Origin of the sequence: Pseudoclavibacter caeni (assembly GCF_008831125.1) — a bacterium.
GTDB lineage: Bacteria > Actinomycetota > Actinomycetes > Actinomycetales > Microbacteriaceae > Pseudoclavibacter_A > Pseudoclavibacter_A caeni.
Genome location: NZ_WBKA01000001.1, coordinates 301465 through 324936, shown reverse-complemented (window position 1 = coordinate 324936; position 23472 = coordinate 301465). Strand labels below are relative to the sequence as shown.

Below are 23472 nucleotides of genomic sequence, written 5' to 3'. Positions count from 1 at the left end.
CTTCGGCCGGACCGATCTTCCCTATTGGCTGACAGGGGAACGGCATCACCTGGAATTCTCAGAACTGTATCAGTATTCGCCCACAAACCTCCAAAATAAAACCCAGATTTCCAGCAGAGCAGCAGGCCGACTCCCATTGGAGGGGCTCTCCGCAAAGCAATTAGTCGCCTACATAGACAACGGTAAAGAACCATCTCGACTGTTGTGTGCAGACAGAAATACTCCGATCAACACGCCAGTCAAAGGGCCCAGCGTCAGAGCAATTATGGTCCTCGACCAGGGGTCAAACGGGATGAGAAGGCACCCGATTGTGCCGACCGCTCCTGCAGCCCAGACAAACAGGTAACCGCTCTGGCTCCCCCTAGCGAGCACCCATGCCCCAGTGAGAAACAACAGCGCCAGACTGATCGAGGCAAATGTCGCCCCGAACAGGATCCACCCGGTGGCCGCGTAAGCGTCTCCGAACAGCCAACGCAGCAGCAGCGGCCCAATCATGCCCGCCAACGCAGCCAGAAAGATGCCTCCCCCGATCACAGCCACCACGGTCTTGAGCACAATCTGAATGTCCAACCGTCGTTTCACGAGATACGCCACAATGGTGCTCTGAAAAGCAGTGAGCGGCATCATCAATGGTGCCCGAGTGAGCGTCACGACGAGAATGATCGTACCCAGTGTGCCCGCATCCGCTCCCAGGAGCATCCCTGAGAGCAGCGCCGGCATGCCTGTGGTCAATAGGCCGGTCACCAACGCGGCGGCACCGACCGTCAGGTACGACCGAAGCTGTCGCCGCCAGCTGCCCTCACCACGCACGGCCACTGTTGTCCTCACCCATCCGGTTGGAATTCCCACTACGAACCAGGCGAGGAATGGAACCATTGCATAGATTACCAGACTGAACAGATCACCACGGAGCAGGGACACAGCAGACAACAGGAACAGGGCCAGCCGAACCCCGGATTCGACAATAGTCACTGACGCATAAGAGGCGAGCCGATCAGTGCCGACCAGCGCTCCCGACAGAAGCATCTGTCCAGCGATGAAGAACACCATGAACGAGACAAACCAGATCGCCCCGTCAGCAAGCATGGCGTAACCCGGGACAACGAAGAGGACGACAACAACGTCCAGCCCCACGACGAGAGCCAGCAGCAGCACGGCCGGCATCGCATGGTCCCCCGGCTGTCGAGTACGCTGCAGCTCCGTCGTCGATCGCGCTGTCTCCTGTTGAACACCGTTCAGCGCTGCGACAGCCATATACAGAATCGCCCAGGCCGTGGCGAACTGCGAATACTCAGCGGGCTGAAGCAGTCGCGCAGCGAGCAATGTCACGACAAAGCCACTCGCGGCAGCGAACACTGTCGCCGATGCGACGCTGGCGACACCGGTGCCAGCGAGACCTGATCGTCGCGTGCTCACCTGCTCGAAGCGTCAGACGCCCCGGGAAGACGAGGATTGTCGATAGCGATGCTGCGAGCGAGTTCTGTGATAGCGACCTCCTGCATCTTGATCTTCCGGCGCAATGAGAATGAGACGCCGAGGAAGACCACTATGAGTCCATAGAGCAGCAGGTCGGTGCCGCGCCCGATGCCGAGCGATCTGGCCAGTTGGCTGATCCATGATGGGAACAGCACGGCCAGGGCCGCTCCAGCAAAAAGAAGCAGATAGACGATCTTGCGAATGGCCAGCCCACGCTGACCGGATATCGGCGCTATGAGGTACAGCGCGAGCAGCCCGAAGGCCACGATGAGAACGATCTTTATGAGAATCTGACTCATGGAATGTGCTCCTTCGATCAGCGCAGCCACAGATCGCCGAGGATGTTGACGGCGTTCCACACCGACTGCCCCTTCGCTCTGCTGTAGTCCGTATACCGGATGTGCACCGGCTCTTCTGCATACCGGAGATGTGCATGCGCGATCTGGGAGGTGATCTCCGACGCGTGCGCCATCCTATTCTGTGTGATGTGAATCTGCTGGGCCCCGTGCCGGCTGAAGGCGCGAAGACCATTATGCGCGTCCGTCAGACGGATGCCGGTGGTGAGGTTCTCGAATACGACAGCTGCTTTCAGAATCACGCGCTTCAATCTAGTCATATTCGTTTCATCATCAAGGAATCGACTGCCGAGCACCACGTCCAGATCATCGTCATCGAGTCTGCGGATCATGTGCTGCACATCCTCGGTGCGATGCTGTCCGTCAGAGTCAAAGGTGACGAAGAAACACGCCTGCGGATCATGCCCGAGCGCAAAGGTCAGACCGGTCTGCAGCGCCGCTCCCTGTCCCAGATTGATCGGGTGTCTCAGCACGACGGCTCCGGCGTCCAACGCGACGTCACCGGACCCATCGGAACTGCCATCATCGACACAGACGATGTGTGGAAATGTCTTGACCGCCTCGGCGATCACCTCCCCGACGACTGGCCCTTCGTTGTATAGAGGGACAATCAGCCACGTGAGTTCCTCGCGACTGCTCTTCCGCGTCATCTTTCCCTTCCGTTCCGTCAGTCCAGCCCGCAGGCGGTGATCTTCAACAGTCTTGCATCCCCATCCTGCTCGATCAGCCGGGTGTTGTTGGCCCCCCCATCTTCGAGGTCCGGACCGCTGGGAATCCCCACTGTGATCCTGTTGAAATCGAGGAGGTATCGGACATCCGAGTCCTGCAGTGCGGCGCAGAGCTGTGGCGTCGAAGATTCATCAATATGCTCACGGATGTACTGCTCTGCGTCGGTCTCCGTGTAGAAGAAGTGTTCAGGGGTGACCTCTCTGCCGGTCAAGGCATAGGCGAAGACGCCTCCACCGATCGGAATCACCATGACCCTGTCATCAGCCGGCACGTCACGGGTCAGGTCTTGAACGACTTCCATCTCCGAAGATCGGATCATGACCGAGCTGTCGAAAACCTGAAAGGACCAGTGCAGATGGTCGAGACCTGCTGACTGCGGCCAGACGATTCCGGGAATGACGATCATCACGGTCAGCGCACGAGCCGTGTGGGGGCCTCGCCATCCACCAAGCCGTTCAAGCATCGTGCTCATGCCAAATGCAGCCAGCAGCACCGCAGGCACAGCAAGCAGAGCAGCGATCCGGTTCGCATCCTGGTAGAAGACTCCGCCGAAGAGCAAGCGCAGGCGCGCCGATGGACTGCCCGCGACGATGACGAATGTCATGGCAGTCAATGCCCAAAGTACAACGACGAAGAGATCCCGGCGTCTGATCAGCAAGTATCCCCCAACCAGCATGAACGCAGAGACCACCGCAACGACGACTCCGCTCCCCTGCGCATTGGTGAGCACCTCCCCGATTGCGTGGGCGCTTGTCAGCCCAGATTCCAGATGAGCCTGCGTCGGGTCTGGCCGCACAGTGCGCCAGACCAAGAGCAAAGCCGACCACAACAGAACAACGGAAGCGATCATGCCCATTCGAGCAGCGCCCGACCACCAGTTCCAGTGGGCTTTTGCCTGAACCACTGCCTGTACCGATATTGCGATGACCATGGCAGCAATCTCAGCAAGCAGCGCGTTGGGGTGCGCAAGCCCCAACCCAGCCACTGCCACGGCGAGGATGATCAGGCTGCTGATCGTCGACTCGGCATCGAGTTGCGGCACGAGTCGCACCGCTCGGAGCCCGATGACCAAGCTGGCCGGCAGCACTGCCAGCCCCAGCAGATTCGGATACAACGATCCGAAGTAGAAGAAAAGGAACGGATAGCTCGGCATCGCAGCGGAGAGAACACCGGCGGCGAAACCCGCCCAGCCTTGCGCCGGCCAGAGAGCCCAGGCCAGGAAGGCCATGCCCAAAGGCCAGACGCCCCCGATGATCACTGTGTTCAGCGCGTTGGCCGCGAGTGGAACCGGAACACCTGTGGCCATCACAACCAGTGAGACCAGATCATGCCAGGCAGTCGGGTAGAAACCGCCATTCCCCGTCATCGACGAGACGGTCAATGCCGACCCGTCTCCGTGCTGCACGATGTACTGAACCGCGTTGAGATGGAAGGCAGTGTCGAAGGTCTGTTCGAAGGCCTCCGGGGCCGGCAGTGCCTGTAAGAAGAGGACAGCCAGCGTCACGCCACCGATGGCTGCTCCACACCATGCCCGCCTGAACCCTATGCCCGATGCTGACCACTGCCATTTCGGGGCTCGAGACACACGCAGCACGACGCCGAGAAGCACAGCACTGACGATGACAACAGCTCCGGCGGATGCCAGAGTCCACGATCCGCCGATCAATTGCAGCATCACGGCAGCGACGCCGACCACCGCAACGCTGATCACTGGAGGCACGGCAAGGAGTGCTCCCAATGGGGCTCGATGGTGGGCGATGAGCAGAGCGACCAGCCCTGGCACCCAAAAGAGCACCACCCCCACTACGACAGCTATGCTGAACGCCCACCAGTTGTCAGGCATCACGAGATCACCTTCTTCAACATTCTTCGGGCCGGTTCTTCGATGAAACGCCAGAGCAGGTATCCGGCGAGCGTGACCACGATCGGGATGAGCAGGAAGCCGATCTTCGCCGCGGGCTGATCAGGGCTGCATGTGCTCTTGTGGTATGTCTGCAGGTACCAGAGAATCTCGATGATCGGCATGTGCACCAAGTAAATGCTGTAGGAGATCTTTCCTCCGAGTTGTGCTGCCGGCAGCTCCATCAGTCTGGCGATCCACTCACGGTCGATGGACAGCGCCGTCAGGAGGAAGGGGAAGAGCACGATGACGATGTTGCCCCTGTCATGCTCCCCCAGACCGAGGCAGAAGCTGAGCCAGAGAAACGCGCCGACAAGCGAGATGCCGACAAATGCCCCACTCCAGCGCTTGGCCCATGTGCGGCCACGGATGCGAAGCATGAGGAAGAAGGCCATGTAGCCAGCACCGAACGAGCAGGCGATGCGCAGCACCCACATCCATGGAGCATACAGCCCTGATCGCATCGCCACGATCCCCAACGGCAGGATGAGCAGCAGTGTCCAAGCGGCTAACGTGCGAGCTCGTGCCTGACACACATGCCGATGCACGATCAACGCGAAGGCCGGAAACACCAGATAAGCCAGCATCTCCGCGGAGACTGTCCAAGCGGCTCCATTCCACGTGAGCCGATCACTGTTCGGCTCAGTCCAGAGCACGATCATCAACGCTTGCCGGAGAAAGCTCCCCCATGACAGGTCACGAGGAGCCACCGGATCGGCGATGTCTCTCCAGACGAAGCTCAGATGCCAGAAGGCGGTGAACAGCAGCATGAAGAAGTAAGCCGGCCAGATCCTAGCGAAGCGAGCCCAGTAGAACTTCCCAGTCGCCTTCCACGACCACCGCTGGCCAAGCCGCTCACTGTATGCGAGAGCTAGGACGAACCCGCTCAGCGCGAAGAACAGATCGACACCATACTCGCCGTAGGCAATCACGGGTTCCACCACACGATAAGCCACCGGGTATTCCTGCTGAAGATTACCCCGAATGTGGAAGAGCACCACCCAGATGGCAGCAAAGAACCGCAACCCGGTGAGCGAGTCTATACGCAGACGCCCAGCGTTCATGCTCCCAGCTCCGCGACTTCAGCGGAAGGAGTCGGGTAGTCGATCACCGGGTTGAACCGGACAGCCGCTAGAAGTTCCTTCGTCATCTGCACGCGGAGCCGCGGGTCCACCCCGCCTCGACGCATCTGACGCTCGACAGTGGCGCAGAACAGTAGGTATTCGGCTCGTCCCTCATGATGCAGGTGATATGAAGCCTCGTTGCGGATGCCGTGGCGGAACTTCCACGCATTGTGCTCATCGATCATGCCAAAGTTGACACCTTTGTTGCGCCCCATGTCATGGATCACCACACTGTCGAGAACCTGCACACCTGGACAGGTCCGAGAGATTCTCGTCGTGTATTCGGCATCGTCGAACCAGATGAAATACTCCTTGTACGGCAGCCCGTACATCTCCAGCACCCAGCGCGGGATCAGGACGGAGACAAACGAGCAGCGTTCGACGGTCACAACGTTCACCCCGAGTGCGAGTGCTCGCCCCCAGTCCCATGTGGGCACTGGATTGTTCATCTCACAGATGGTCCCATCGATGAATTTCACCATCGAACAGGCGAAGGGCACATTGGGGCCACTCACCTGAACAGCGGCCTGATACCCGGCTTCGAGCCGTTCGAGGGCTTCCGGCTCGGGGTAGCCATCATCATCCATGACCCAGACAAAGTCAGCGCCGAGCGCATACCCTCTGTTCATCCCCGCAGAGAATCCGCCCGCACCACCCGTGTTCACAGACAGATGCGTCACATCGATGCGGTCGAACGGCCCTTGGTATGCATCAAGGAATTCCCGAGTCCCGTCTGTAGAGGCGTTGTCGAGCAGAACCAAGGCATCGGGCCGTCTAGTCTGCCGTTCGAGAGCAGCGAGGACTTTCTTCAGCTTCTCGAGACGGTTGTACGTGACGACGACCGCGGCGACCTTCACGCCCATGAGTCGATCCTGCCTCTCATCCATTCCGTGGCCGACGGCCGCGCTGTGAACTGATCGATCAGACGTCGTTCCTCGCTCCACAGCTGGAGGCGAAGCGCCTCATCCGCAGCCAGGTTCTGGACTACCTGTGAGCCACTGCTGACCATGCGTGCTGTTCCACGTGGGAGCAGGCCCTCGGATGGAATGACCGTCCTCTGCGAGCCGACATCCGTGGAGAGCACCGGAACCCCGGCAGCAGTAGCTTCAAACGTGGTGAGGGTGATCCCCTCGTTTCGCGAGGTGATCACCAGCAGATCAGATTCACCGAGCGTGTCACGCACGGGCTGATCCGACCGACGCCATTCCAGAACAGAGGCGAGACCAAGGCGGGCGATCAACGCTGCCACGGTCTCATTCATCTCGCCGTCACCGTGCAGAATGAATCTGTAGCCTCTTGGGTTCTCCCTCATCAGCCTGCGAGCGAGAAGAAGGAAGGCATCCGGCCGTTTCTGCCGTGCAAGACGCCCAACGAAACTGACGACGAACGGTGCTGATGCCTCCCGCGGCTCAGGTGACCGGATGTCCTTCACAGTGAGGCCAGACAGAGGTGCCAGTACAACCTTTGCCGGATCGATGCGATTCGTCTTCGTCAGCCAGTCGCTGAGCTGCGGAGAGATCACGAGATGTTCATCGATGAATCGATCCTCATGCACTCCTGCAGCGGGGAAGCCACCCCCCGTGTACTCGATTATGTGCAGATTGTCGATGGCCTCCGCCTGCGGTCGAAAGCGCTTCAGCTGAGGGAGTCGATCATACAGCCACTGACTGTGATGCACGAGCACTCCGCGAAGGTCGAACGCCTCGATCAATGCTCGGAGTAGCGGTTCGTCACCCGCGCGCTCCTGACTAGGAAAGGTGAGCGGGAGCACCAGAGCGCCGTCCATCTCAGGCCGCGTGATCCATGGCTGCTGCGACTCATGGTCAGTGATGACGATGGGCAGCAGACCAGCCTGTTTAACCAGCTCGACCGTCTCGATTGCCCACCGCTCTGCACCGCCGGTCTGCAGCCAGTGCATGCCGACGATGACCGCTGGACGTGCACCACTCACCGGATCCCCGGGCGTGACGTCCTGAACCGGCCTCCGGATGCCCCGGGCCCGGGCTTCCTCCGAGGCCGTGAGTACACGCCGTGGAGGCACCTGCTCATGCAGATGGCGCAACCGCCATCGGGTCGTCTGCTCCCTGATCACGTCAAGGATCGCAGGAGCCGTGCGCTCAAGCTGATCGTAGACACGCTGCGGGAACCTCTCCTGCCATGCCCCGCGAACATCCGCATCTGTCGCTTCATCGGGGGTGAGCAGAATGAACCGCTGATTCGGATCCGGTGCCAGCTGATCACCGATGCAATAATGCGCGGGAAAAGCAGTCGTGTGAGGAGCGACTCCACGCGCATGGACGATACCCAAGCTTTCGGTGTCATCGACGAGAACACCATCCAAGGATGAGCCGTCCGTCAGCCGCGGGTACTGGTCTTTGCGACCGAGCCCGAATCGGTACTCCAACTCCCGGTCGGGGTTGAGCAGCGCATGATAGGACATGGCGGCGATCGCCAGACGACGCTGACGCTCCGTCAGCCGCTCGTTAAGCTTGTCCCATTCGTCCGGGCGGGAGAGCTCGAACAGATGCCCAATCGGCGAATATTCTTTCTGACTCATGCGAACCACCCGCGCACGACGTTGTCGAACCGGCTGAGGGCCGAGCCGATCGCCATGTGCATGTCCAGATACTTGTAGGTGCCAAGCCGGCCGCCGAAGAGCACGTTCGGCTCGGCCTCGGCGAGCTTGCGGTACCCCTCGAGCTTCTCGCGGTCTTCCGGCGTGTTCACCGGGTAGTACGGCTCGTCACCGCCGCCGGCGAAGCGCGAGTACTCGCGCATGATGAGCGTCTTCTCCGTCTGGTAGTCACGCTCGGGGTGGAAGTGCCGGAACTCGTGGATGCGGGTGAACGGCACGTCCTCATCCGAGTAGTTCATCACCGCGCAGCCCTGGAAGTCACCGGTGGGCTTGACTTCCTTCTCGAAGTCGAGCGTGCGCCAGGAGAGCGCGCCGAGCGTGTGATCGAAGTAGCGGTCGATCGGGCCGGTGTAGACGATCGGCACCTTCCCAGCCATCGCGGTCTTGTTCAGCGGCTGCGACTCGTCGAAGAAGTCGGTGTTCAGCCGCACCTCGATGTTCGGGTGATCGGCCATCCGCTCCAGCCACGGCGTGTACCCGTCGACCGGCAGGCCCTCGTGCGTGTCTTTGAAGTAGTGGTTGTCGTAGGTGTACCGCACGGGCAGCCGGGTGATGATCTCAGGGCTGAGCTTCGTCGGGGCCGTCTGCCACTGCTTGGCGGTGTAGCCCTTGATGAACGCCTCGTACAGCGGGCGGCCGATGAGCGAGATCGCCTTCTCCTCCAGGTTCTCCGGCTCTTTGCCGCCGAGCTCCTGCGCCTGCTCGGCGATCAGCGCACGGGCCTCGTCCGGGCCGTAGGCCGCACGGAAGAACTGGTTGACGGTGCCCAGGTTGATCGGCAGCGGGAACACCTCGCCGTTGTGTGTGGCGTAGACCCGGTGCTGGTAGTTCGTGAACGAGGTGAACTGGTTGACGTATTCCCACACCCGCTCGTTCGAGGTGTGGAACAGGTGCGCCCCGTATTTGTGGTACTCGATGCCGGTTTCGGGGTCGATCTCGCTGTACGCGTTGCCGCCGATGTGGCCGCGCCGCTCGATGATGGTGGCCTTGAGGCCGAGCTGGGTGGCCGCTCGCTCGGCGATGGTGAGGCCGAAGAAGCCGGAGCCGACGATGAGGAGATCAGTGTCTGCGTCTGTCACGATGGAGTCGTTGTCCTTTCCGATGGCGCGGAAGCCTGCGGCCGCCCAAGACCACGTCATGCTAGCCTACCCGGGCGAGGGCGCCGTCAACGCTGCTTGCCCTGCCCCCGAGAACCGATCAGAGAGGACGTGTGGCATGCACGGTCAGCGGCAGTCCTCGGTGGCTATCATCATCCGAACGAAGAACCGCCCATATTTCCTGGCCAGAGCCCTCGATGACGCCCAGCGCCAGAGCTACGCTGACTGGTCCGCCATAGTCGTCAATGATGGTGGCGAGCCTGCCCCGGTAGATGAGATCGTCGACGATCTTCCTCCTGACACACGAACCCGAGTTCAGGTTCTGCACCGACAAGAGAGCACAGGGATGGAGTCCGCTTCAAACGCGGGCATCCGAGCCTCGTCATCGACTTTTCTCGCAATCCACGACGACGATGACACATGGCACCCGGATTTCCTCAACCAGACGGTTCGATACCTCGAATCCTCCGATTCCAGAGCAGTGATGACCCGCACTGAGATCGTGCATGAGCATGTCGATGGGAACCAGATCATCGAGGATTCCCGTGAACTCTATGCCCCGGAGATCACAGAAATCGATGCCAGCCGCATGGCGATCTCCAATCAGGGCGTGCCCATTTCCTGCCTCTATCGACGCGATCTCCATGATGAGGTCGGGTTGTACGACGAATCGCTCCCCGTCGTCGGCGACTGGGATTTCTACCTCCGCGTACTGACCGTGACCACGATCGGTTTCATAGACGGGGAACCCCTTGCGTTCTACCATCAGCGTCCGAAAGGTTCCGCTGGCACAGCTGGAAACACCGTCAACGAATGGGCAGACCTGCACCAACAGATTGACAGACTCGTCCGAGAGCGACACTTTCTGGCTGACGTGCAGGCACGTGGCTGGGGCGACCGGCTGGTCCGAGCGAAGCTGTTCGAGCAGCAGGCTCAGAGTCTGCACGAGCACCTGCACAGTGCGACCATGGCAGTGCTCGCACGCCAGAACGAGATTGAGAAGAACCTGGACATCCGACTGGATCAGCTCAATCAGAACGTCCAGAAACTCGCCCAGCAGCTCTCAGCCCTTCAACAGGTCACTGAGGCGAATACACCCGGCCGTTTCCTCCGTCGCACACTTCATCAACTGTTTCCTTTCTCACGGGCACGCTGACAGCGCATCGAGGTGCCCCCGGCATGACTCGGTCATGCCTGAAAAGCCCACCTATCGCTACGACATCCAAGGACTGCGCGCCATCGCCGCACTGCTCGTGGCCGCTTACCACATCTGGTTCCACCGCGTCTCCGGTGCTGTCGACCTGTTCTTCTTCATCTCCGCCTATTTCATGACGGGCTCGCTGCTGCGCCGACTGCCCGGCGTACGCGTCCGCGAGGCCTGGGCACAGGTGCGACGCTTCTGGGGGGGGTGTCCCTATCGTTTAGTGACTCTTCGTACTTCAGGTGGGGGTGGTTGTGACACGCCGGTGAGGCTGGGGTCGGTGGTGTAGGGGGTCGGGGCCCTCAGGATCAGGAGTTACCACACTTCTGACGAGCAAGGACCCCGACCTGTGTCTGAGCCTACGGGCTGCGCGGCGCGCTGCCATCATGTTGATGAGTACTGCTCCAATTGTGATCTGTTGGTCGGCCTGGACGGGCTACACGTGATCGGCGTCGAGCGGGCCGGTGACGGTTCGCTGACGATCACGATGGAGTCGGCCCCTGGCGTGGTGGGCTGCCCGGGGTGTGGGGTGGTCGCGTCGAGTCATGGCCGGCGCACGGTCCGGCTGGTCGATGTGCCGTGCATGGGTCGGCCGGTCGTGCTGCGGTGGCGGGAACGGACCTGGGAGTGTGTCGAGCCTGCGTGCCCGGTCCACACGTTCACCGAGCAGGACGAGCGGGTCGCCGCGCCGCGGGCGATGCTCACCACCCGGGCGTGCTGGTGGGTGGTGCATCAGGTTCGTCGTGAGCACGCCAGTATCGCCGGTGCCGCTCGCCAACTCGGCGCGAGCTGGCGCACCGTGTGGGAATCGATCAAGCCGATCCTGGAGGCCGCCGCCGCGGACGAGGCCCGATTCGCCGGTGTGATCATCCTGGGTGTCGATGAGCATCTGTGGCATCACGTCAGCATCGCCAAGCGTGGCCCGAAAGAGTTGACCGGGATGGTCGATCTGACCCGTGACAAGCACGGACGCATCCGAGCTAGGTTACTGGACCTGGTCCCGGGCCGCTCCGGCACCGTGTACAAACAGTGGCTGAAAGAACGAGGTCAGCCGTTCCGTGCCCGCGTCGAGGTCGCGACGCTGGACCCGTTTCGTGGCTACAAGAACGCCATCGATGACCAACTGCAGGATGCGACCGCGGTCCTGGACGCCTTCCACGTAGTCAAACTCGGAACCCAGATGGTTGATGATGTCCGCCGCCGCGTCCAGCAAGACCCCCTCGGGCACCGTGGACGCAAAGACGACCCGCTGTACAAGATCCGCAACATCCTGCGCGCCGGGGCCGAGAACCTCACCAGCCGGCAACTCGCCCGACTCAATGCGGCGATCACCGCCGACGACCGCCACGACGAGGTATGGATCGCCTGGCAATGCGCGCAACGTGTCCGAGCCGTGTACCACGCCGACACCCCCGCCCAGGGCCGTGAGCTCGCCGAGAAGATCCTGGCCGGCTTCCCGACCTGCCCGATCCCCGAAGTCGCTCGCCTGGGCCGAACCCTGAAACAGTGGCGCGATGCGTTCCTGGGCTACTTCACCACCGGCGGCGCAAGCAACGGCGGAGCAGAGGCCGTCAACGGCCTGATCGAACTCCACCGCCGCATCGCCCGCGGCTTCCGCAACCTCGACAACTACCGACTAAGAATGCTCCTCATCGCCGGCGGACTCGACAGGGTCATCCCCACCTGAAGTACGAAGAGCCCGTTTGCCTCAGCACGTTTCGGCTGGGTCGTGTCCCTATCAGCAGTCACCCGGCACTCTGACACTCGGCGACAACACCCCCCGGATCATGACAACGACAGGGCAAGACAGTCATACCAAGGCCAGCAACCACCCCCAACCATCAGGGGCACCTAACACGGTAATGGGCAATCTGGCTCTTCGTAATGATCGGTGTAGTGGTGGTGTTGCTGTGAGGGGTTGAGTGCGGGGGGTGAGGGCCCCGCGAGAGAATCGGAGTGTCTAGATCTGACTCTCTGAGAGCAAGGCTTTCACTTGCACCACGCTATCTTCGACGTACCCGATCTGAATACTTTCGCCCGTCTCGACGAGCTCGGTCTGGAAGCCGTGGGCCAACGCGTGGATTCGTCTCGGGCGGTGATCGCCTGCCGCGTCGTTGACGCAGACGACTGGTGTCACGCTTGCGGCGGGCGTGGCGTTGCCCGGGACACGGTGGCCCGCCGGCTCGCGCATGTCCCGTTCGGACGGCGGCCCACGACGCTTCAGCTCCGGATCCGCCGCTACCGGTGTGCCGAGTGCGGGAAGCTCTGGCGGCAGGACACCGGGAAGGCGGCGGAGCCGAAGGCGAGGCTCTCCCGGGCAGGCGCGGTCTGGGCGTTGGAGGCCATCGTGTGCGAGTACCTCTCCGTCGCAGCGGTCGCCGCGAACCTCGGGGTGTCCTGGCACACCGCCAACCGGGCCATCACCGGCGAGGGCAGGCGCGTCCTGATCGACGACCCCCACCGTTTCGACGGGGTCACCGTGATCGGTGTCGACGAGCACGTCTGGCGACACACCCGGGCCGGAGACAAGTACGTGACCGTGATCATCGACCTCACCCCCGTCAGGAACCGGACCGGGCCCTCACGGCTGCTCGACATGGTCCCCGGCCGCTCGAAACAGGCGTTCAAGACCTGGCTCGCCGAACGCCCCGACGGCTGGAAGCAGCACGTCGAGGTCGTCGCGATGGACGGATTCACCGGGTTCAAGACCGCCGCCACCGAGGAGCTCCCGGACGCGACGACGGTGATGGACCCGTTCCACGTCGTCCACCTCGCCGCCGACGCCCTCGACCGCTGCCGGCAGCGCGTCCAGCAGACCACGACCGGGCATCGTGGCCGGGCCGGAGACCCGCTCTACACGGCCCGACGCACCCTGCACACCGGGGCCAGTCTGCTCACCGACCGGCAACGGGAACGGCTCATGATCCTGTTCACGAGCTCGGAGCACGTCGAGGTCGAGGCCACCTGGGGCATCTACCAGCGCATGCTCTGCGCCTACCGGGCCCCCGACCGAACCGCCGGCAGGACCGCGATGGAAACGCTCATCGAATCGGTCTCGAACGCGGTCCCCGCAGCCCTCACCGAACTCCGAACGCTCGGCCGCACCCTGAAACACCGGGCCGCTGACATCCTCGCCTACTTCGACCGCCCCCACACCTCCAACGGCCCCGCCGAGGCGATCAACGGGCGCCTCGAACACCTCCGCGGGATAGCCCTCGGGTTCAGAAACCTCACGAACTACACCACCCGAGCACTCCTCGAAACCGGAGGCTTCAAACCCCAACTACACCGATAGATGCGAAGAGCCGCATCATGCTCGGCTCACGCCGCATCTAGCGACGGATCGCGGTCGACATCGAAGACCAGATGCTGCGCCCGAAGGTCCCGACCCGGGAGACGGTCAGAACCCCGCGGAGCAAGCCGGCGGTGACAGTGAACGGCCCCGGTCAGGTCTGGTCATGGGACATCACCGACCTGCACGCGCCATAGCGCGGGGTCGTGATCAAGGCCTACAAGATCACCGACATCTTCTCCCGACGGAGCATCGGCTGACGAGTCGAGCACCGTGAGTCCGACCAGTCCGCCGTCGAGATGCTCGCCACCGCGATCGCCACCCACGGGCCCCGCAGGTCGTGCATGCCGACAACGGCTCCGCGATGACCTCGAACCTGCTGCGCGACCACCTCACCAGGCACGGCATCGAGCTCTCCCACAACAGGCCGTACGTCTCCGATGACAACCCGTTCTCCGAGCCTGGCTTCCGAACCATGAAGTACCGGCCCGGCTGTCCCAAGGCATTCACAGACCTGGACACCGCTCGCTCCTAGCTCGCCGGATACGTGACCTAGTACGACCACGGGCACAAGCACTCCGGCATTGCCCTGTTCAACGACGGCACCTGACACCAGACCTGGCAGACCCGCGAGACAGCCCTGCAACGATACTTCCAGACACACCCAAAACGCTTCTATACCCGACCGAGCACACCCACGCCCGCCCACGCCGTCGGAATCAACCTTGCCAAACGAAAGCCACAGAACACGAACACGTGGCTCCACACAGCTTAACAACGCGCGGAATGGCCGGAATGGTCTCAGACCTGTCACACGATCAAGCGGTACGGACAGCAGATCTCGGGATGCAAGCTCGATGCTCGTGCTGCCGATGACGTCACCGCACCGGCCGTCTTCGTCACCGGCAGCCCACACGTCGACGCCTGGACGCCTCTGCTCGGCGATCTGGCACAGCAGAACGGCTGGCGCATGCGCGCGATCGTCGACCCCGGATGCGACATGCACGCGGAGTCTGATGATCAGCCGGAACTCGCCGTGAACACCACCACCACGGCCGTCTGCGCCGCACAGAACCAGATCGCCCTAGACGAGATCCGCCGTGAACACCCTGACGTCGTGTTCACGACCGGCAACCGATTAGTCTCGGGCTAGCCGGACATCCAGCGGGACTCACGCTTCCTGACCCGTGTCGAGCAGCTGCGCGAGCTGGACGTGCCCGTCATCGCCCTGCGCGACAATCCGCGGTTCACAGTGGCGCCGAGCAGCTGCCTGGCACAGCTCTCGGCCACCCGCACCGGTGCTGAGCGCTGCGCGGTTCCCGTCGAGACGGTGCTGGACCCGAGATCATACGACTCGTTCTTCCCCATCCCCTTGGCCGAGGATCCCCAGCTCGTCACTATGGATCTCTCCGAGCAGTTCTGTCTGAACGGCCTGTGCCAGGCCGAGATCGGCGGCGTGGTCGTCTACCTCGACGCGAACCACCTACCCGCACCTATGTCGAGTCGATGGCCCCGGTCTTCGACGAGGCGTTCACTGCGGCGCTCGCCCAGACACAGACGGCGGCCACCACCGGCGCCGCACCTGATGGCGGCCAGCCCCGACAGACCAGCAGAGCGCACCCCCTGCCCCCATGCCTGACAGGACGAAGAAGGTCAGAGCACTGCCTGACATCGCTGAAAGTGCGCAGCCTGCGCCAGCGGCGTGCCGCAGCTCGTGTCTCCCGCTGGGAGGATGCGCTCCACCCCCTGCACGGTCGACGCGTCTTGCTCGTACGTCTCGGTGCCGACATCCTCGCGATCGGCGAGGACGTCGAGGTTGACGACATGCGCCCCGGTGAGCACTCCCATGCTCACGGTGAGCCCCCATGGGACAGCGATGGCATCCGCGGACGGCCGGAGCGCCTCCGCCTCGACGCGCTGCTCGTCGAGCGTGAACACGGCGGGCTGCGCGACCTGACCGCGGACATACCCCGCGCACTGGGCTCCGACGCCGGCGACGATCACCACGGCGATGGCAGCCGCCCACATCCCACGCCCAGCTGGAGCATCCACGTCGTCCGACGCATCTTGCTCATGACCGCCGCCCGCCCGGCTGATCGCCTCACCGAGCAGTGCGAGCACCGCGGTGAACACCACCGGGACGAAGGTGATGACCCCCAGCGCTGGATGGCGGATCCACAACGGCGTCGCGGTCGAGTTCACCCACCACAGCGGGTAGCTCAGCGCACCGATGAGCGCGGCGACGGCAACCGTGGCGCGCGGACCGAGCCGCACCAGACCGGAGCGGACACGCCGTCCGTCGTTTTGCGCACGGGATCGCGCCTTCCTCCAGGACAGCACGACGCCACTGCCGAGAACCAGCACTCCCAGTGCCGCCACGATCGCGGGGGGCAGGAACCACGCCTCGGCGAACAGCCGCAGCTTGTCGACTCGTGAGGTTCCGCTGTCGTAGCCGCGCAACACGAACGCGACCAGCCCACGCACATGCTCGTACCGGTAGCTCCACCAGCCGAGCGTGAGCAGCACCCAGAATTCGTAGAGAGCCGTGGGGATCATGGCCATAACCCCGGCATGGCTCACTCGGCCGAGGCGGGTTCGCATCGTGCCGCTCTGCAGCAGCACGGCGATCACGAGCCCGGGCACTGCGAGCAGGGTGACGAGCTTGGACTGCACGGCGAGCCCCACCAGCAGCCCGGCGAGTCCGGGTCGCCGGGGCAGCACGACCAGCGCCCAGACCAGCAGCGCAGCCGCCGGGAACTCGCCGAGGACGTCCGCCGGCCCCTGGATCGGCGACACCGTCAGCCAGGTGTCGAAGGTCAGCGGGACGAGTGCGGCGACGAGCCCGACCCAGCTGATGTCACCTCGCACACGTGAACTGTCCGCCCCCATGCTGGAGACCGGCCGACCCACGAAACCGGCATGCTGTATCCGGACCCCGAGCACGTACAGGCCCACGGCCAGCGCGAGCGCATACCCAGCGACCACCAGACGGCCGGAGAGCACGAGGTCGATGCCGAGCCAGTGCAGCAGGGCTGCGGGCAGCAGCACGACCGGCCCGGTCGAGATACGCGCATCGAACGGGGCGAGATGATTGCCGCTCAGTGCACCGTCGCTGGTGTAGCCGAGACCGTCGACGAGGTTGCGCACGACCGTGAGGTTGAACGCCTCGTCCTCCCAGAGCATGTGGACGAACACGCTCTGAAACAGCACCACCGCCCACACGCCGGCGACCAAGAGCGCGGCGAGGGTGCCTGTCAGTCTGCGAGTGCGAACCGGCATGGACGTCACCGCCTTCCTCACCGAGACACCGTGCGGAGCGAGGAGCACGTCCGAGCCGTGGATCCAGGCCGCAGCGACCACCGCCACAGCTCCCGCAGCGCGACGAGCACGAAAGCGAGCAGCCGAGGCGGCGGCAGCAGCGGGACGCGTCGTCCGCCCCACATCGAGCCCTGTGCCGTCGCTCCCCGACGGGGGATCGAGTGGACCGGCAGCGCGGCACGGGTGAGACCGCCGCGCACCTCGGCCAGCGAGAAGTGGACGTGCGGCACCACGGCATCCTCGGGGATGATCCCGAGCAGCGCACGCAGCGCCTGCGGTCGGTACACCCGCAGCGGCGTGTTCACATCCGGCACGCGGGCTCCGGCTGCGACGGCGATCACCAGACCGAGCGCCGCGGTCAGCATGCGTCGGTACCAGGGATCGGTGCGTCCGGTGCGGACACCATGGACAACGTCCACATCGGTTCGCTCGGCGAGTCGCAGGGCGCGCACGATGTCCTCCCCGAGGAACTGCCCGTCACCGTCGACAAAGACCAGCAGATCAGGATGCCGTGCGAGTCCCTCACGGTACGCGTTGAGCGCAGTGGGCCCATGGCCACAATTCCGCGTCGCGTGCACCACGCTGAACTCATGATGCGACCTCGCGTAGTCATCGAGCACCTCAGGCATGCTATCCGTCGAATGATCGTCGACGACGACGCAGGTCACCTCGTACCCTGCACCCTCGAGCGCACCGATCACCTCGTCCAAGAATCCGACGATGCCGTCCTGCTCGTTGTACGCCGGCATCACCAGCGCCACACGTCGGCCCACATGCACTCCTCATCTCAGGGAACGGAACAGCCCACCATGCCCGGGCCTCAGCACCCCAAGCCTACGTCTAGACTTGACCGGTCATGTCCCAGCAGTCCACCGTCTCCACGCGCCCGGCCTCGCCCCTGCGGCGGCTGCTCGCGACCTCGGGACGCTTCCTCGCCGTCGGCGCGCTCAGCAGCGTGATCGAGATCGGCTCGTTCAACGCGCTGCTCTGGCTGGGCTGGGGGGCCGTCTGGGCGAAGGTCGGCGCTACTGCGATCGCCACAGTCAACGCCTACTTCGGCAATCGGCAGTGGGCGTTCGGTTCCCGGGCGCACCGCGGGCGCACCGCCGAGCTGATGCTGTTCCTCGTGGCGAACGCGGCCTGCCTCGGCCTCGGCGTGGCGCTGGTCTGGGCGGGTGACGCGCTCGTGGCGCAGGCGACCGGCCAGCCGGCCGGGCCGCTCGTGATCAATCTCGTCAACATCCTGAGCATCGGGCTCACCACACTCGCGCGGTTCGTGCTCTACCACTGGGTCGTGTTCCCGGTCGGGCCGAAACCTGCGGTGGATGAGAAGACCACGACCGCCGCGTAGCCGACATGGTCTTCCCCGTCCGGGCAGGTCAGGGTGACGTTGCACAGATCGATCCTCGGTTGCTCTCGAGTGCGGTGAGGGGTCAGCATGGGTGACGGTTCGCAGGGCGGATGCGGCTCCTGCGAGCCCCAGCACGGCCATCGCCGCGGCCGGGACACGGTGGTCAGCGGGCTGACAACGAAGGGCAGTGCCCGGCCCGCGTGCGCGGCGATCTCTGACCGGAACGTCTCCAGCGCCGAGAGCGCCTGCAGCGGGGTGCGGGCCGCCGTGTGGGGCGCGGCGCCCACGGCATCCCGGTCGGGGTCGCCGGTGACGGCCAGGCGTCGGCTCGCCGGTGCCGCCGAGGGCGCGACTGGCCACCGCCCAGGCCGCCGGGGCCATGGTGATGACCGGTGTGTGGGCGTACCAGAGGTCGTCGCCGATCACGGCGACGGTGAACCTCGTGCCCGCGATGGCGACGGGGCCGACGGGGGCACGCTCGCCTGGCTCGGCGCGCTCACGCTGCTGTGGGCGGCGCTCGTGTGGCTGAGCCTCGAGGGGGCCTGCCTCGTGTTCCCGCCGATCAGCACCCGGCCGAGTCGACCTACCCCTCGTGGCTCGGCAGCAGCGCGGTGATCACCCGGATCACCAACCCGACCAGCAGCGCCGAGATGACCGTTCCCTCGCGCACCCCGACGAGGCCGTGCAGGATGGCCAGCGACAGCCCTGTGGCAAGGATGACGAGCGACACGTCGAAGGCGATCTTCAGCGCACTGAACTCTCGTCTGGTGCGCAGCGCGAGCGCTGCGACGAGCCCCTCACCCGGGTTCATGGCCAGGCCGGCCCGCACCTCGAGCACGATGCCCGCTGCGAGCACGACGCAGCCGATCAGCAGCACGACCAGACGCTGCCAGTACGCGCCCGGGTCGAGCCAGGTGAACAGCACCATCGAGACGTCGATGAACACACCGAACACGGTGCCCACCACGAGCTGCAGCCACTGGGCCGCGCCGAAGCGGCCTCGGAGCACCGGCCACTGCACGACGACGAGCAGCGCGTTGAACGCGATCATCACCTCGCCGTAGCTGAACGGCAGCGCGAGGCTGAGCACGTACGGCACCGCCGAGATCGGCGGAGTGCCCAGGTCACTTCGGGTGATGAGCACCACCCCCACGGTCATCACGAACAGGCCGACGATCAGCATGGCCACACGGGCGGGAAGCCGACGGGACTGGGCAGCGCTCACGAACACCTCGATGCGAAGACGAACCCGACCGGCACGGGGATCAGCGCGTCCGCGACCGGAGGGGAAAAGGAGAATGTAATGATTGTAGAACTTCTCAGGCGCTTATGGACGACCGCCCCACATCCCTGCGCACAGCCCCGACCACGTGCTCCCAGGCTGCAGCGCTGTTGACACTCTGGGAGACAATCTCATGCATATGAGACATTCTTTTCGCAGTCTGCCAGCCAGCACTGGGCACCTCACGCCCCCGGCAGCACCGGCATCGCGTCGAGCAACTCGGCCGTGTAGGCCTGCTCGGGCGCGCTGAAGACCCGCTCCGTGGGCCCCTGCTCGATCACCCGGCCCGCGTGCATCACGATGACCCGGTCGCACAGCGCGCGCACGACGCCCAGGTCGTGCGACACGAACACGAGGGTGAGTCCCTGCTCGGCGACGAGCTCGTCGAGCAGGTCGAGCACCGCCCCGCGCACGGTCACATCCAGCGCCGAGACGGCCTCGTCGGCGAGCAGCACGCGCGGTGCCACGGCGAGGGCACGGGCGATCGCGATGCGCTGCCGCTGGCCGCCGCTGAAGCGATGCGGATGCCGCCCGGCCGCGTCCTCGGGCAGGCCCACCCGGCGCAGCAGTGCGGCGACCCGCTGCCGCCGCTCGGCCCGGGGCAGCCTGGCTAGCCCCTCGGCGACGATGTCGCCGACGCGCATCTGCGGGTCGAGCGAGCCCATCGGATCCTGGAAGACGAGCTGCACGACACGGCGCAGCCAGCGCAGTGTCCGCTCGCTGCCGGCGACGGGGCGCCCGGTGACGGTCACCCGCCCGGCCGTGGGCCGGTCGAGCCCGGCGATGAGCCGCAGCAGGGTCGACTTGCCGCTGCCGGATTCCCCGACCACCCCGAGCCGCTCCCCCGGCCGCACGTCGAACGTCACGTCCGCGAGCGCCGGGGTCGCCGCGACGCGCGGCCACCCGCGCCGGTGCACCGGCCCGTAGACCATGGTGACTCCGTCCACCCGGATGATCGGCTCGACGGGATCGCAGGCGTGCACCGGGTGCGTCCCCGCGGTCTCCGCACGTATGCCGTCTGCGGCATGCACGCGGGGCAGCGGCCTGGCCTCGAGGCGCGCGGCCGCCAGCAGCCGCCGCGTGCAGGGATGCCCCGGCGCGCGGAAGACCCGACCGATCGGCCCCGCCTCGACGACGCGGCCGCGCTCCATGACGAGCACCCGCTCACACAACCCGGCGACGACCCCGAGATCGTGGGTGACGAACAGCAGGGACGTGTGCGCGTCGGCGACCTGCTCGCGCATCAGATCAAGCATCCGCCGCTGCACGGTCGTGTCGAGGGCGGTGGTCGGCTCGTCGGCGAGCAGCAGGTCGGGTGTGTTCGCCATCGCCATCGCGAGCACCACGCGCTGCCGCTGGCCGCCGCTGAGCTCGTGCGGCCAGGCCCGGGCGACCCGCTCCGGCAGCCCCATGCGGGCAAGCAGGTCGGCGACCCGCGTGCGGATGCCACGGCCACGCCCGCCGCACGCCTCGGCCACCTGGTCGCCCACCCGCATGAGCGGGTCGAGCGCGGTCATCGGCTCCTGGAACACCATGCCGAGCCGGCGACCGCGCAGCCGAGCCATCGCCCGGTCGTCGAGCGTGGCCAGGTCGATCCGCGTGGCCGCATCGCCCGGATCTGCGACACCCGAGGCACCCACGCCGGCCGCGCTGCCCGGAGCAGCCACGCCCGGGCCGTCCACACCACTCGCGGCGCCCGCGAGCTCGATCGTGCCCGCGCGCTCGAGCCCGTCGCCGAGCAGCCCCATGATCGACAGGCAGGTGAGCGACTTGCCCGACCCCGAGTCGCCGATCAGGCCCACCCGTTCCCCGCGGCGCAGGTCGAGGTCGATCCCGTCGACGAGCGTCCGCTCCCCGGCCCGCACGGTGAGCCCGCGTACCCGCAGCAGCACGTCGTCAGCATCCGCCGCCATCACGCCTCCTCCCGCGCGTCGAACCGGTCACGCAGCCCGTCGCCGAGCAGGGTGAGCCCGAGCACGGTCAGCCCGATCGCGAGCGCCGGCCACACCACGAGCAGCGGCTGCACGTAGATGGAGCCCTGCGACTCCTGCAGCAGCCGCCCCCAGGACGGCGCGGGCGCGGCGGTGCCGAGCCCCAGGTACGACAGCCCGGCCTCGGCGAGCACCGCCATCGCGAACCCGACGGTCGCCTGCACGGCGAGCCCGCCCCGGATGTTCGGCAGCACATGCCGCACCGCGGTGAACCACGCGCCGCGTCCTGAGGCGCGCGCGGCGAGCGCGTACTCCCGCGAGAGCACCTGACGGGCCCCGCTGCGGACGATGCGGGCCACGCCCGGCGCGGCCCCGATGCCGAGCGCGACGGTCGCGGTGACCGTTCCCCCGCCGTAGACGGCTGCGAGCACGATCGCCAGCAGCAGCGCCGGGAACGCCTGCGCCACATCGCTGGCCCGCATGAGCAGCGTGTCGACCCAGCGCACCCGCCACCAGTCGGCGGCGAGGGCGGCGAGCAGCCCGTACGGCAGACCGAGCGCGAACGAGATGGCCACGGCGCCGACCCCGACGAGCAGGGGCGGCCGGGCGCCCGCGAGCAGCTGGCTGGCGACGTCGTGACCGAGCGTGTCGGTGCCCAGCGGATGCGCCGCGCTCGGCCCCTGCAGCCGGTTGATCGCGTCCGTGGCGGTCGGGTCCATCGGCGTCCACACGAGCGAGAGCAGCACGGCGGCGACAGCCAGGCCGACGAGCACGGCGCCGACGATGAAGGGGACGCGTCCCGCACGCCGCCGCACCACCCGCGCGCTCATGCCCGCTCCCGCAGCCGGGGGTCGACGATCGCCTGCAGCACGTCGACGAGCAGGTTCACCAGCAGCACGAGCACCACGACGACGAGCACGATCGCCTGGATCATGGCCAGATCGCGGGTGCCGACCGCGCGCAGCAGCAGCGACCCGAGACCGGGGATGACGAACACCTGCTCGATGACGACCGCGCCGATGACGAGCGAGGCGAACTCGACGCCGCTGGCCGCGATGACGGGCACGAGCGCACTGCGCATCCCGTGCCGCCACATGGCCTGCCCCGCGGTCAGGCCGACCGCGCGGGCGGTGCGCAGGAAGTCCTCGTGCGCGACGTCGCGCACGGAGCCCCGCAGCCACCGGGCGAGCACAGAGCCGTGCACGAGCCCCAGTGCGAGGGCAGGCAGTGCGAGATGCGCGAGGAAGTCGCTCACGCCGTCCGCGGGGGCCGTCCACCCGCCGGCGGGCAGCCAGCCGAGACGCACCGCGAACACGATGACGAGCAGCAGCCCGGCCAGGAAGCTCGGCACCGAGATGCCGACCTGCGCGACGAGCCCGGCGACGACGCCCTCGGGGCGGTGGGGGCGCATCCCCGCGAGCGTGCCGAGCACCAGCGCGATCGCCCAGGCGACGAGCAGGCCCGCGAGGACGAGGATGAGCGTCACCTGCGCGGCGTCGAGCACCTGCGGGGCCACCGGCGTCTGCGTGGCGTACGAGGTGCCCAGATCTCCGTGCAGCAGCCCGCCGAGCCAGTCGCCGAGACGCACGAGCAGCGGGCGGTCGAGGCCGAGCTGCGCGCGCAGCCGGGCGACGTCGGCGTCGGAGGCATCGATGCCGAGCTGGGCGCGGGCGACGTCCCCGGGCAGCACGGCCAGCAGCAGGAAGGCGAGCACGGCGGCGGCGAGCGCGGAGAGCGCGAACGCGACGACGCGACGCACAATCCTCGTGAACATGACGGA

Annotated in this window: 20 protein-coding genes and 1 pseudogene; 7 read left to right on the top strand and 14 right to left on the bottom strand. The window is 65.5% G+C overall.

What is annotated here, in order from left to right; translation table 11 throughout:
* Nucleotides 1-168 precede the first annotated feature (168 nt).
* The 8 genes from F8O02_RS01525 to glf are packed head-to-tail and all read right to left on the bottom strand — an operon-like array spanning nt 169 to nt 9359.
* On the bottom strand, nt 169-1416 hold the full coding sequence (locus F8O02_RS01525; RefSeq protein WP_158035421.1) for a polysaccharide biosynthesis protein: 1248 nt from the start codon (nt 1414-1416) through the stop codon (nt 169-171).
* On the bottom strand, nt 1413-1775 hold the full coding sequence (locus F8O02_RS01520) for a DUF2304 domain-containing protein (RefSeq protein WP_158035419.1): 363 nt from the start codon (nt 1773-1775) through the stop codon (nt 1413-1415). The genes F8O02_RS01525 and F8O02_RS01520 overlap by 4 nt, the downstream gene beginning before the upstream one ends.
* Nucleotides 1776-1792: 17 nt before the next feature.
* Nucleotides 1793-2482: a glycosyltransferase family 2 protein gene (locus F8O02_RS01515; protein WP_158035418.1), complete on the bottom strand. Its 690-nt coding sequence runs from the start codon at nt 2480-2482 to the stop codon at nt 1793-1795.
* A 17-nt stretch (nt 2483-2499) separates the two neighbouring features.
* Nucleotides 2500-4404 (bottom strand): DUF6541 family protein, encoded by a 1905-nt coding sequence (locus F8O02_RS01510; RefSeq protein ID WP_158035416.1) that lies wholly within the window; start codon nt 4402-4404, stop codon nt 2500-2502.
* On the bottom strand, nt 4404-5525 hold the full coding sequence (locus tag F8O02_RS01505) for an acyltransferase family protein (RefSeq protein WP_158035415.1): 1122 nt from the start codon (nt 5523-5525) through the stop codon (nt 4404-4406). The genes F8O02_RS01510 and F8O02_RS01505 overlap by 1 nt, the downstream gene beginning before the upstream one ends.
* Nucleotides 5522-6448: a glycosyltransferase family 2 protein gene (locus F8O02_RS01500; protein WP_218859515.1), complete on the bottom strand. Its 927-nt coding sequence runs from the start codon at nt 6446-6448 to the stop codon at nt 5522-5524. The genes F8O02_RS01505 and F8O02_RS01500 overlap by 4 nt, the downstream gene beginning before the upstream one ends.
* Nucleotides 6439-8142, bottom strand: a complete 1704-nt coding sequence (locus tag F8O02_RS01495; protein WP_158035411.1) for a glycosyltransferase — start codon at nt 8140-8142, stop codon at nt 6439-6441. Before F8O02_RS01495 ends, F8O02_RS01500 begins: the two co-directional genes overlap by 10 nt.
* A complete protein-coding gene (gene glf / locus F8O02_RS01490) occupies nt 8139-9359 on the bottom strand; it encodes a UDP-galactopyranose mutase (protein WP_158035410.1) in 1221 nt (406 codons plus the stop codon). Before glf ends, F8O02_RS01495 begins: the two co-directional genes overlap by 4 nt.
* A gap of 100 nt (nt 9360-9459) precedes the next feature.
* Between glf and F8O02_RS01485 the strand changes: the two genes are divergently transcribed.
* From F8O02_RS01485 to F8O02_RS09115, 6 genes and pseudogenes are all read left to right on the top strand, one after another.
* Nucleotides 9460-10473, top strand: coding sequence for a glycosyltransferase (locus tag F8O02_RS01485; protein ID WP_263970861.1), 1014 nt, complete (start codon nt 9460-9462; stop codon nt 10471-10473).
* 34 nt (nt 10474-10507) lie between these two features.
* Nucleotides 10508-10807 (top strand): acyltransferase family protein, encoded by a 300-nt coding sequence (locus F8O02_RS01480; protein WP_158035406.1) that lies wholly within the window; start codon nt 10508-10510, stop codon nt 10805-10807.
* Nucleotides 10808-10867: 60 nt separating this feature from the next.
* Complete coding sequence (locus F8O02_RS01475) at nt 10868-12205, top strand: ISL3 family transposase (RefSeq protein WP_225734052.1); 1338 nt, start codon at nt 10868-10870, stop codon at nt 12203-12205.
* A gap of 306 nt (nt 12206-12511) precedes the next feature.
* Complete coding sequence (locus F8O02_RS01470) at nt 12512-13813, top strand: ISL3 family transposase (protein ID WP_158035404.1); 1302 nt, start codon at nt 12512-12514, stop codon at nt 13811-13813.
* 361 nt (nt 13814-14174) lie between these two features.
* The gene (locus F8O02_RS01465; protein ID WP_225734051.1) at nt 14175-14345 is read left to right on the top strand and encodes a hypothetical protein; all 171 of its coding nucleotides are present in this window, start codon (nt 14175-14177) and stop codon (nt 14343-14345) included.
* Nucleotides 14346-14627: 282 nt separating this feature from the next.
* A pseudogene (locus F8O02_RS09115) lies at nt 14628-15449 on the top strand (SGNH hydrolase domain-containing protein).
* Nucleotides 15450-15463: 14 nt separating this feature from the next.
* Here the strand turns inward: F8O02_RS09115 and F8O02_RS01455 are convergent.
* Together F8O02_RS01455 and F8O02_RS01450 are read right to left on the bottom strand one after the other, a co-directional pair.
* Nucleotides 15464-17089, bottom strand: coding sequence for a hypothetical protein (locus F8O02_RS01455; RefSeq protein ID WP_158035399.1), 1626 nt, complete (start codon nt 17087-17089; stop codon nt 15464-15466).
* 17 nt (nt 17090-17106) lie between these two features.
* Complete coding sequence (locus F8O02_RS01450) at nt 17107-17901, bottom strand: glycosyltransferase family 2 protein (protein WP_158035398.1); 795 nt, start codon at nt 17899-17901, stop codon at nt 17107-17109.
* A gap of 83 nt (nt 17902-17984) precedes the next feature.
* Here F8O02_RS01450 and F8O02_RS01445 point away from each other — a divergent pair, with 83 nt between their 5' ends.
* Nucleotides 17985-18479, top strand: a complete 495-nt coding sequence (locus F8O02_RS01445; protein ID WP_158035397.1) for a GtrA family protein — start codon at nt 17985-17987, stop codon at nt 18477-18479.
* 583 nt (nt 18480-19062) lie between these two features.
* On the opposite strand, the gene F8O02_RS01440 is transcribed toward F8O02_RS01445, so the two are convergent.
* From F8O02_RS01440 to F8O02_RS01425, 4 genes are all read right to left on the bottom strand, one after another.
* Nucleotides 19063-19704 carry a YczE/YyaS/YitT family protein gene (locus F8O02_RS01440; protein ID WP_158035396.1) on the bottom strand — a complete coding sequence of 214 codons (642 nt, stop codon included), beginning with the start codon at nt 19702-19704 and terminating at the stop codon, nt 19063-19065.
* A gap of 239 nt (nt 19705-19943) precedes the next feature.
* A complete protein-coding gene (locus F8O02_RS09340) occupies nt 19944-21674 on the bottom strand; it encodes an ATP-binding cassette domain-containing protein (RefSeq protein ID WP_158035395.1) in 1731 nt (576 codons plus the stop codon).
* A complete protein-coding gene (locus tag F8O02_RS01430; RefSeq protein WP_158035394.1) occupies nt 21674-22522 on the bottom strand; it encodes an ABC transporter permease in 849 nt (282 codons plus the stop codon). Before F8O02_RS01430 ends, F8O02_RS09340 begins: the two co-directional genes overlap by 1 nt.
* Nucleotides 22519-23466: an ABC transporter permease gene (locus tag F8O02_RS01425; protein ID WP_158035393.1), complete on the bottom strand. Its 948-nt coding sequence runs from the start codon at nt 23464-23466 to the stop codon at nt 22519-22521. Before F8O02_RS01425 ends, F8O02_RS01430 begins: the two co-directional genes overlap by 4 nt.
* Between the last annotated feature and the right edge of the window lie 6 nt (nt 23467-23472).

Bases quoted from the DNA above. Each gene is read 5' to 3' on its own strand.
- F8O02_RS01520 (WP_158035419.1), bottom strand. From the start codon at position 1,775: ATGAGTCAGATTCTCATAAAGATCGTTCTCATCGTGGCCTTCGGGCTG.
- F8O02_RS01515 (WP_158035418.1), bottom strand. From the start codon at position 2,482: ATGACGCGGAAGAGCAGTCGCGAGGAACTCACGTGGCTGATTGTCCCT.
- F8O02_RS01510 (WP_158035416.1), bottom strand. From the start codon at position 4,404: ATGCCTGACAACTGGTGGGCGTTCAGCATAGCTGTCGTAGTGGGGGTG.
- F8O02_RS01505 (WP_158035415.1), bottom strand. From the start codon at position 5,525: ATGAACGCTGGGCGTCTGCGTATAGACTCGCTCACCGGGTTGCGGTTC.
- F8O02_RS01500 (WP_218859515.1), bottom strand. From the start codon at position 6,448: ATGGGCGTGAAGGTCGCCGCGGTCGTCGTCACGTACAACCGTCTCGAG.
- F8O02_RS01495 (WP_158035411.1), bottom strand. From the start codon at position 8,142: ATGAGTCAGAAAGAATATTCGCCGATTGGGCATCTGTTCGAGCTCTCC.
- glf (WP_158035410.1), bottom strand. From the start codon at position 9,359: ATGACGTGGTCTTGGGCGGCCGCAGGCTTCCGCGCCATCGGAAAGGAC.
- F8O02_RS01480 (WP_158035406.1), top strand. From the start codon at position 10,508: ATGCCTGAAAAGCCCACCTATCGCTACGACATCCAAGGACTGCGCGCC.
- F8O02_RS01465 (WP_225734051.1), top strand. From the start codon at position 14,175: ATGACCTCGAACCTGCTGCGCGACCACCTCACCAGGCACGGCATCGAG.
- F8O02_RS01455 (WP_158035399.1), bottom strand. From the start codon at position 17,089: ATGCCGGTTCGCACTCGCAGACTGACAGGCACCCTCGCCGCGCTCTTG.
- F8O02_RS01445 (WP_158035397.1), top strand. From the start codon at position 17,985: ATGTCCCAGCAGTCCACCGTCTCCACGCGCCCGGCCTCGCCCCTGCGG.
- F8O02_RS09340 (WP_158035395.1), bottom strand. From the start codon at position 21,674: ATGGCGGCGGATGCTGACGACGTGCTGCTGCGGGTACGCGGGCTCACC.
- F8O02_RS01430 (WP_158035394.1), bottom strand. From the start codon at position 22,522: ATGAGCGCGCGGGTGGTGCGGCGGCGTGCGGGACGCGTCCCCTTCATC.
- F8O02_RS01425 (WP_158035393.1), bottom strand. From the start codon at position 23,466: ATGTTCACGAGGATTGTGCGTCGCGTCGTCGCGTTCGCGCTCTCCGCG.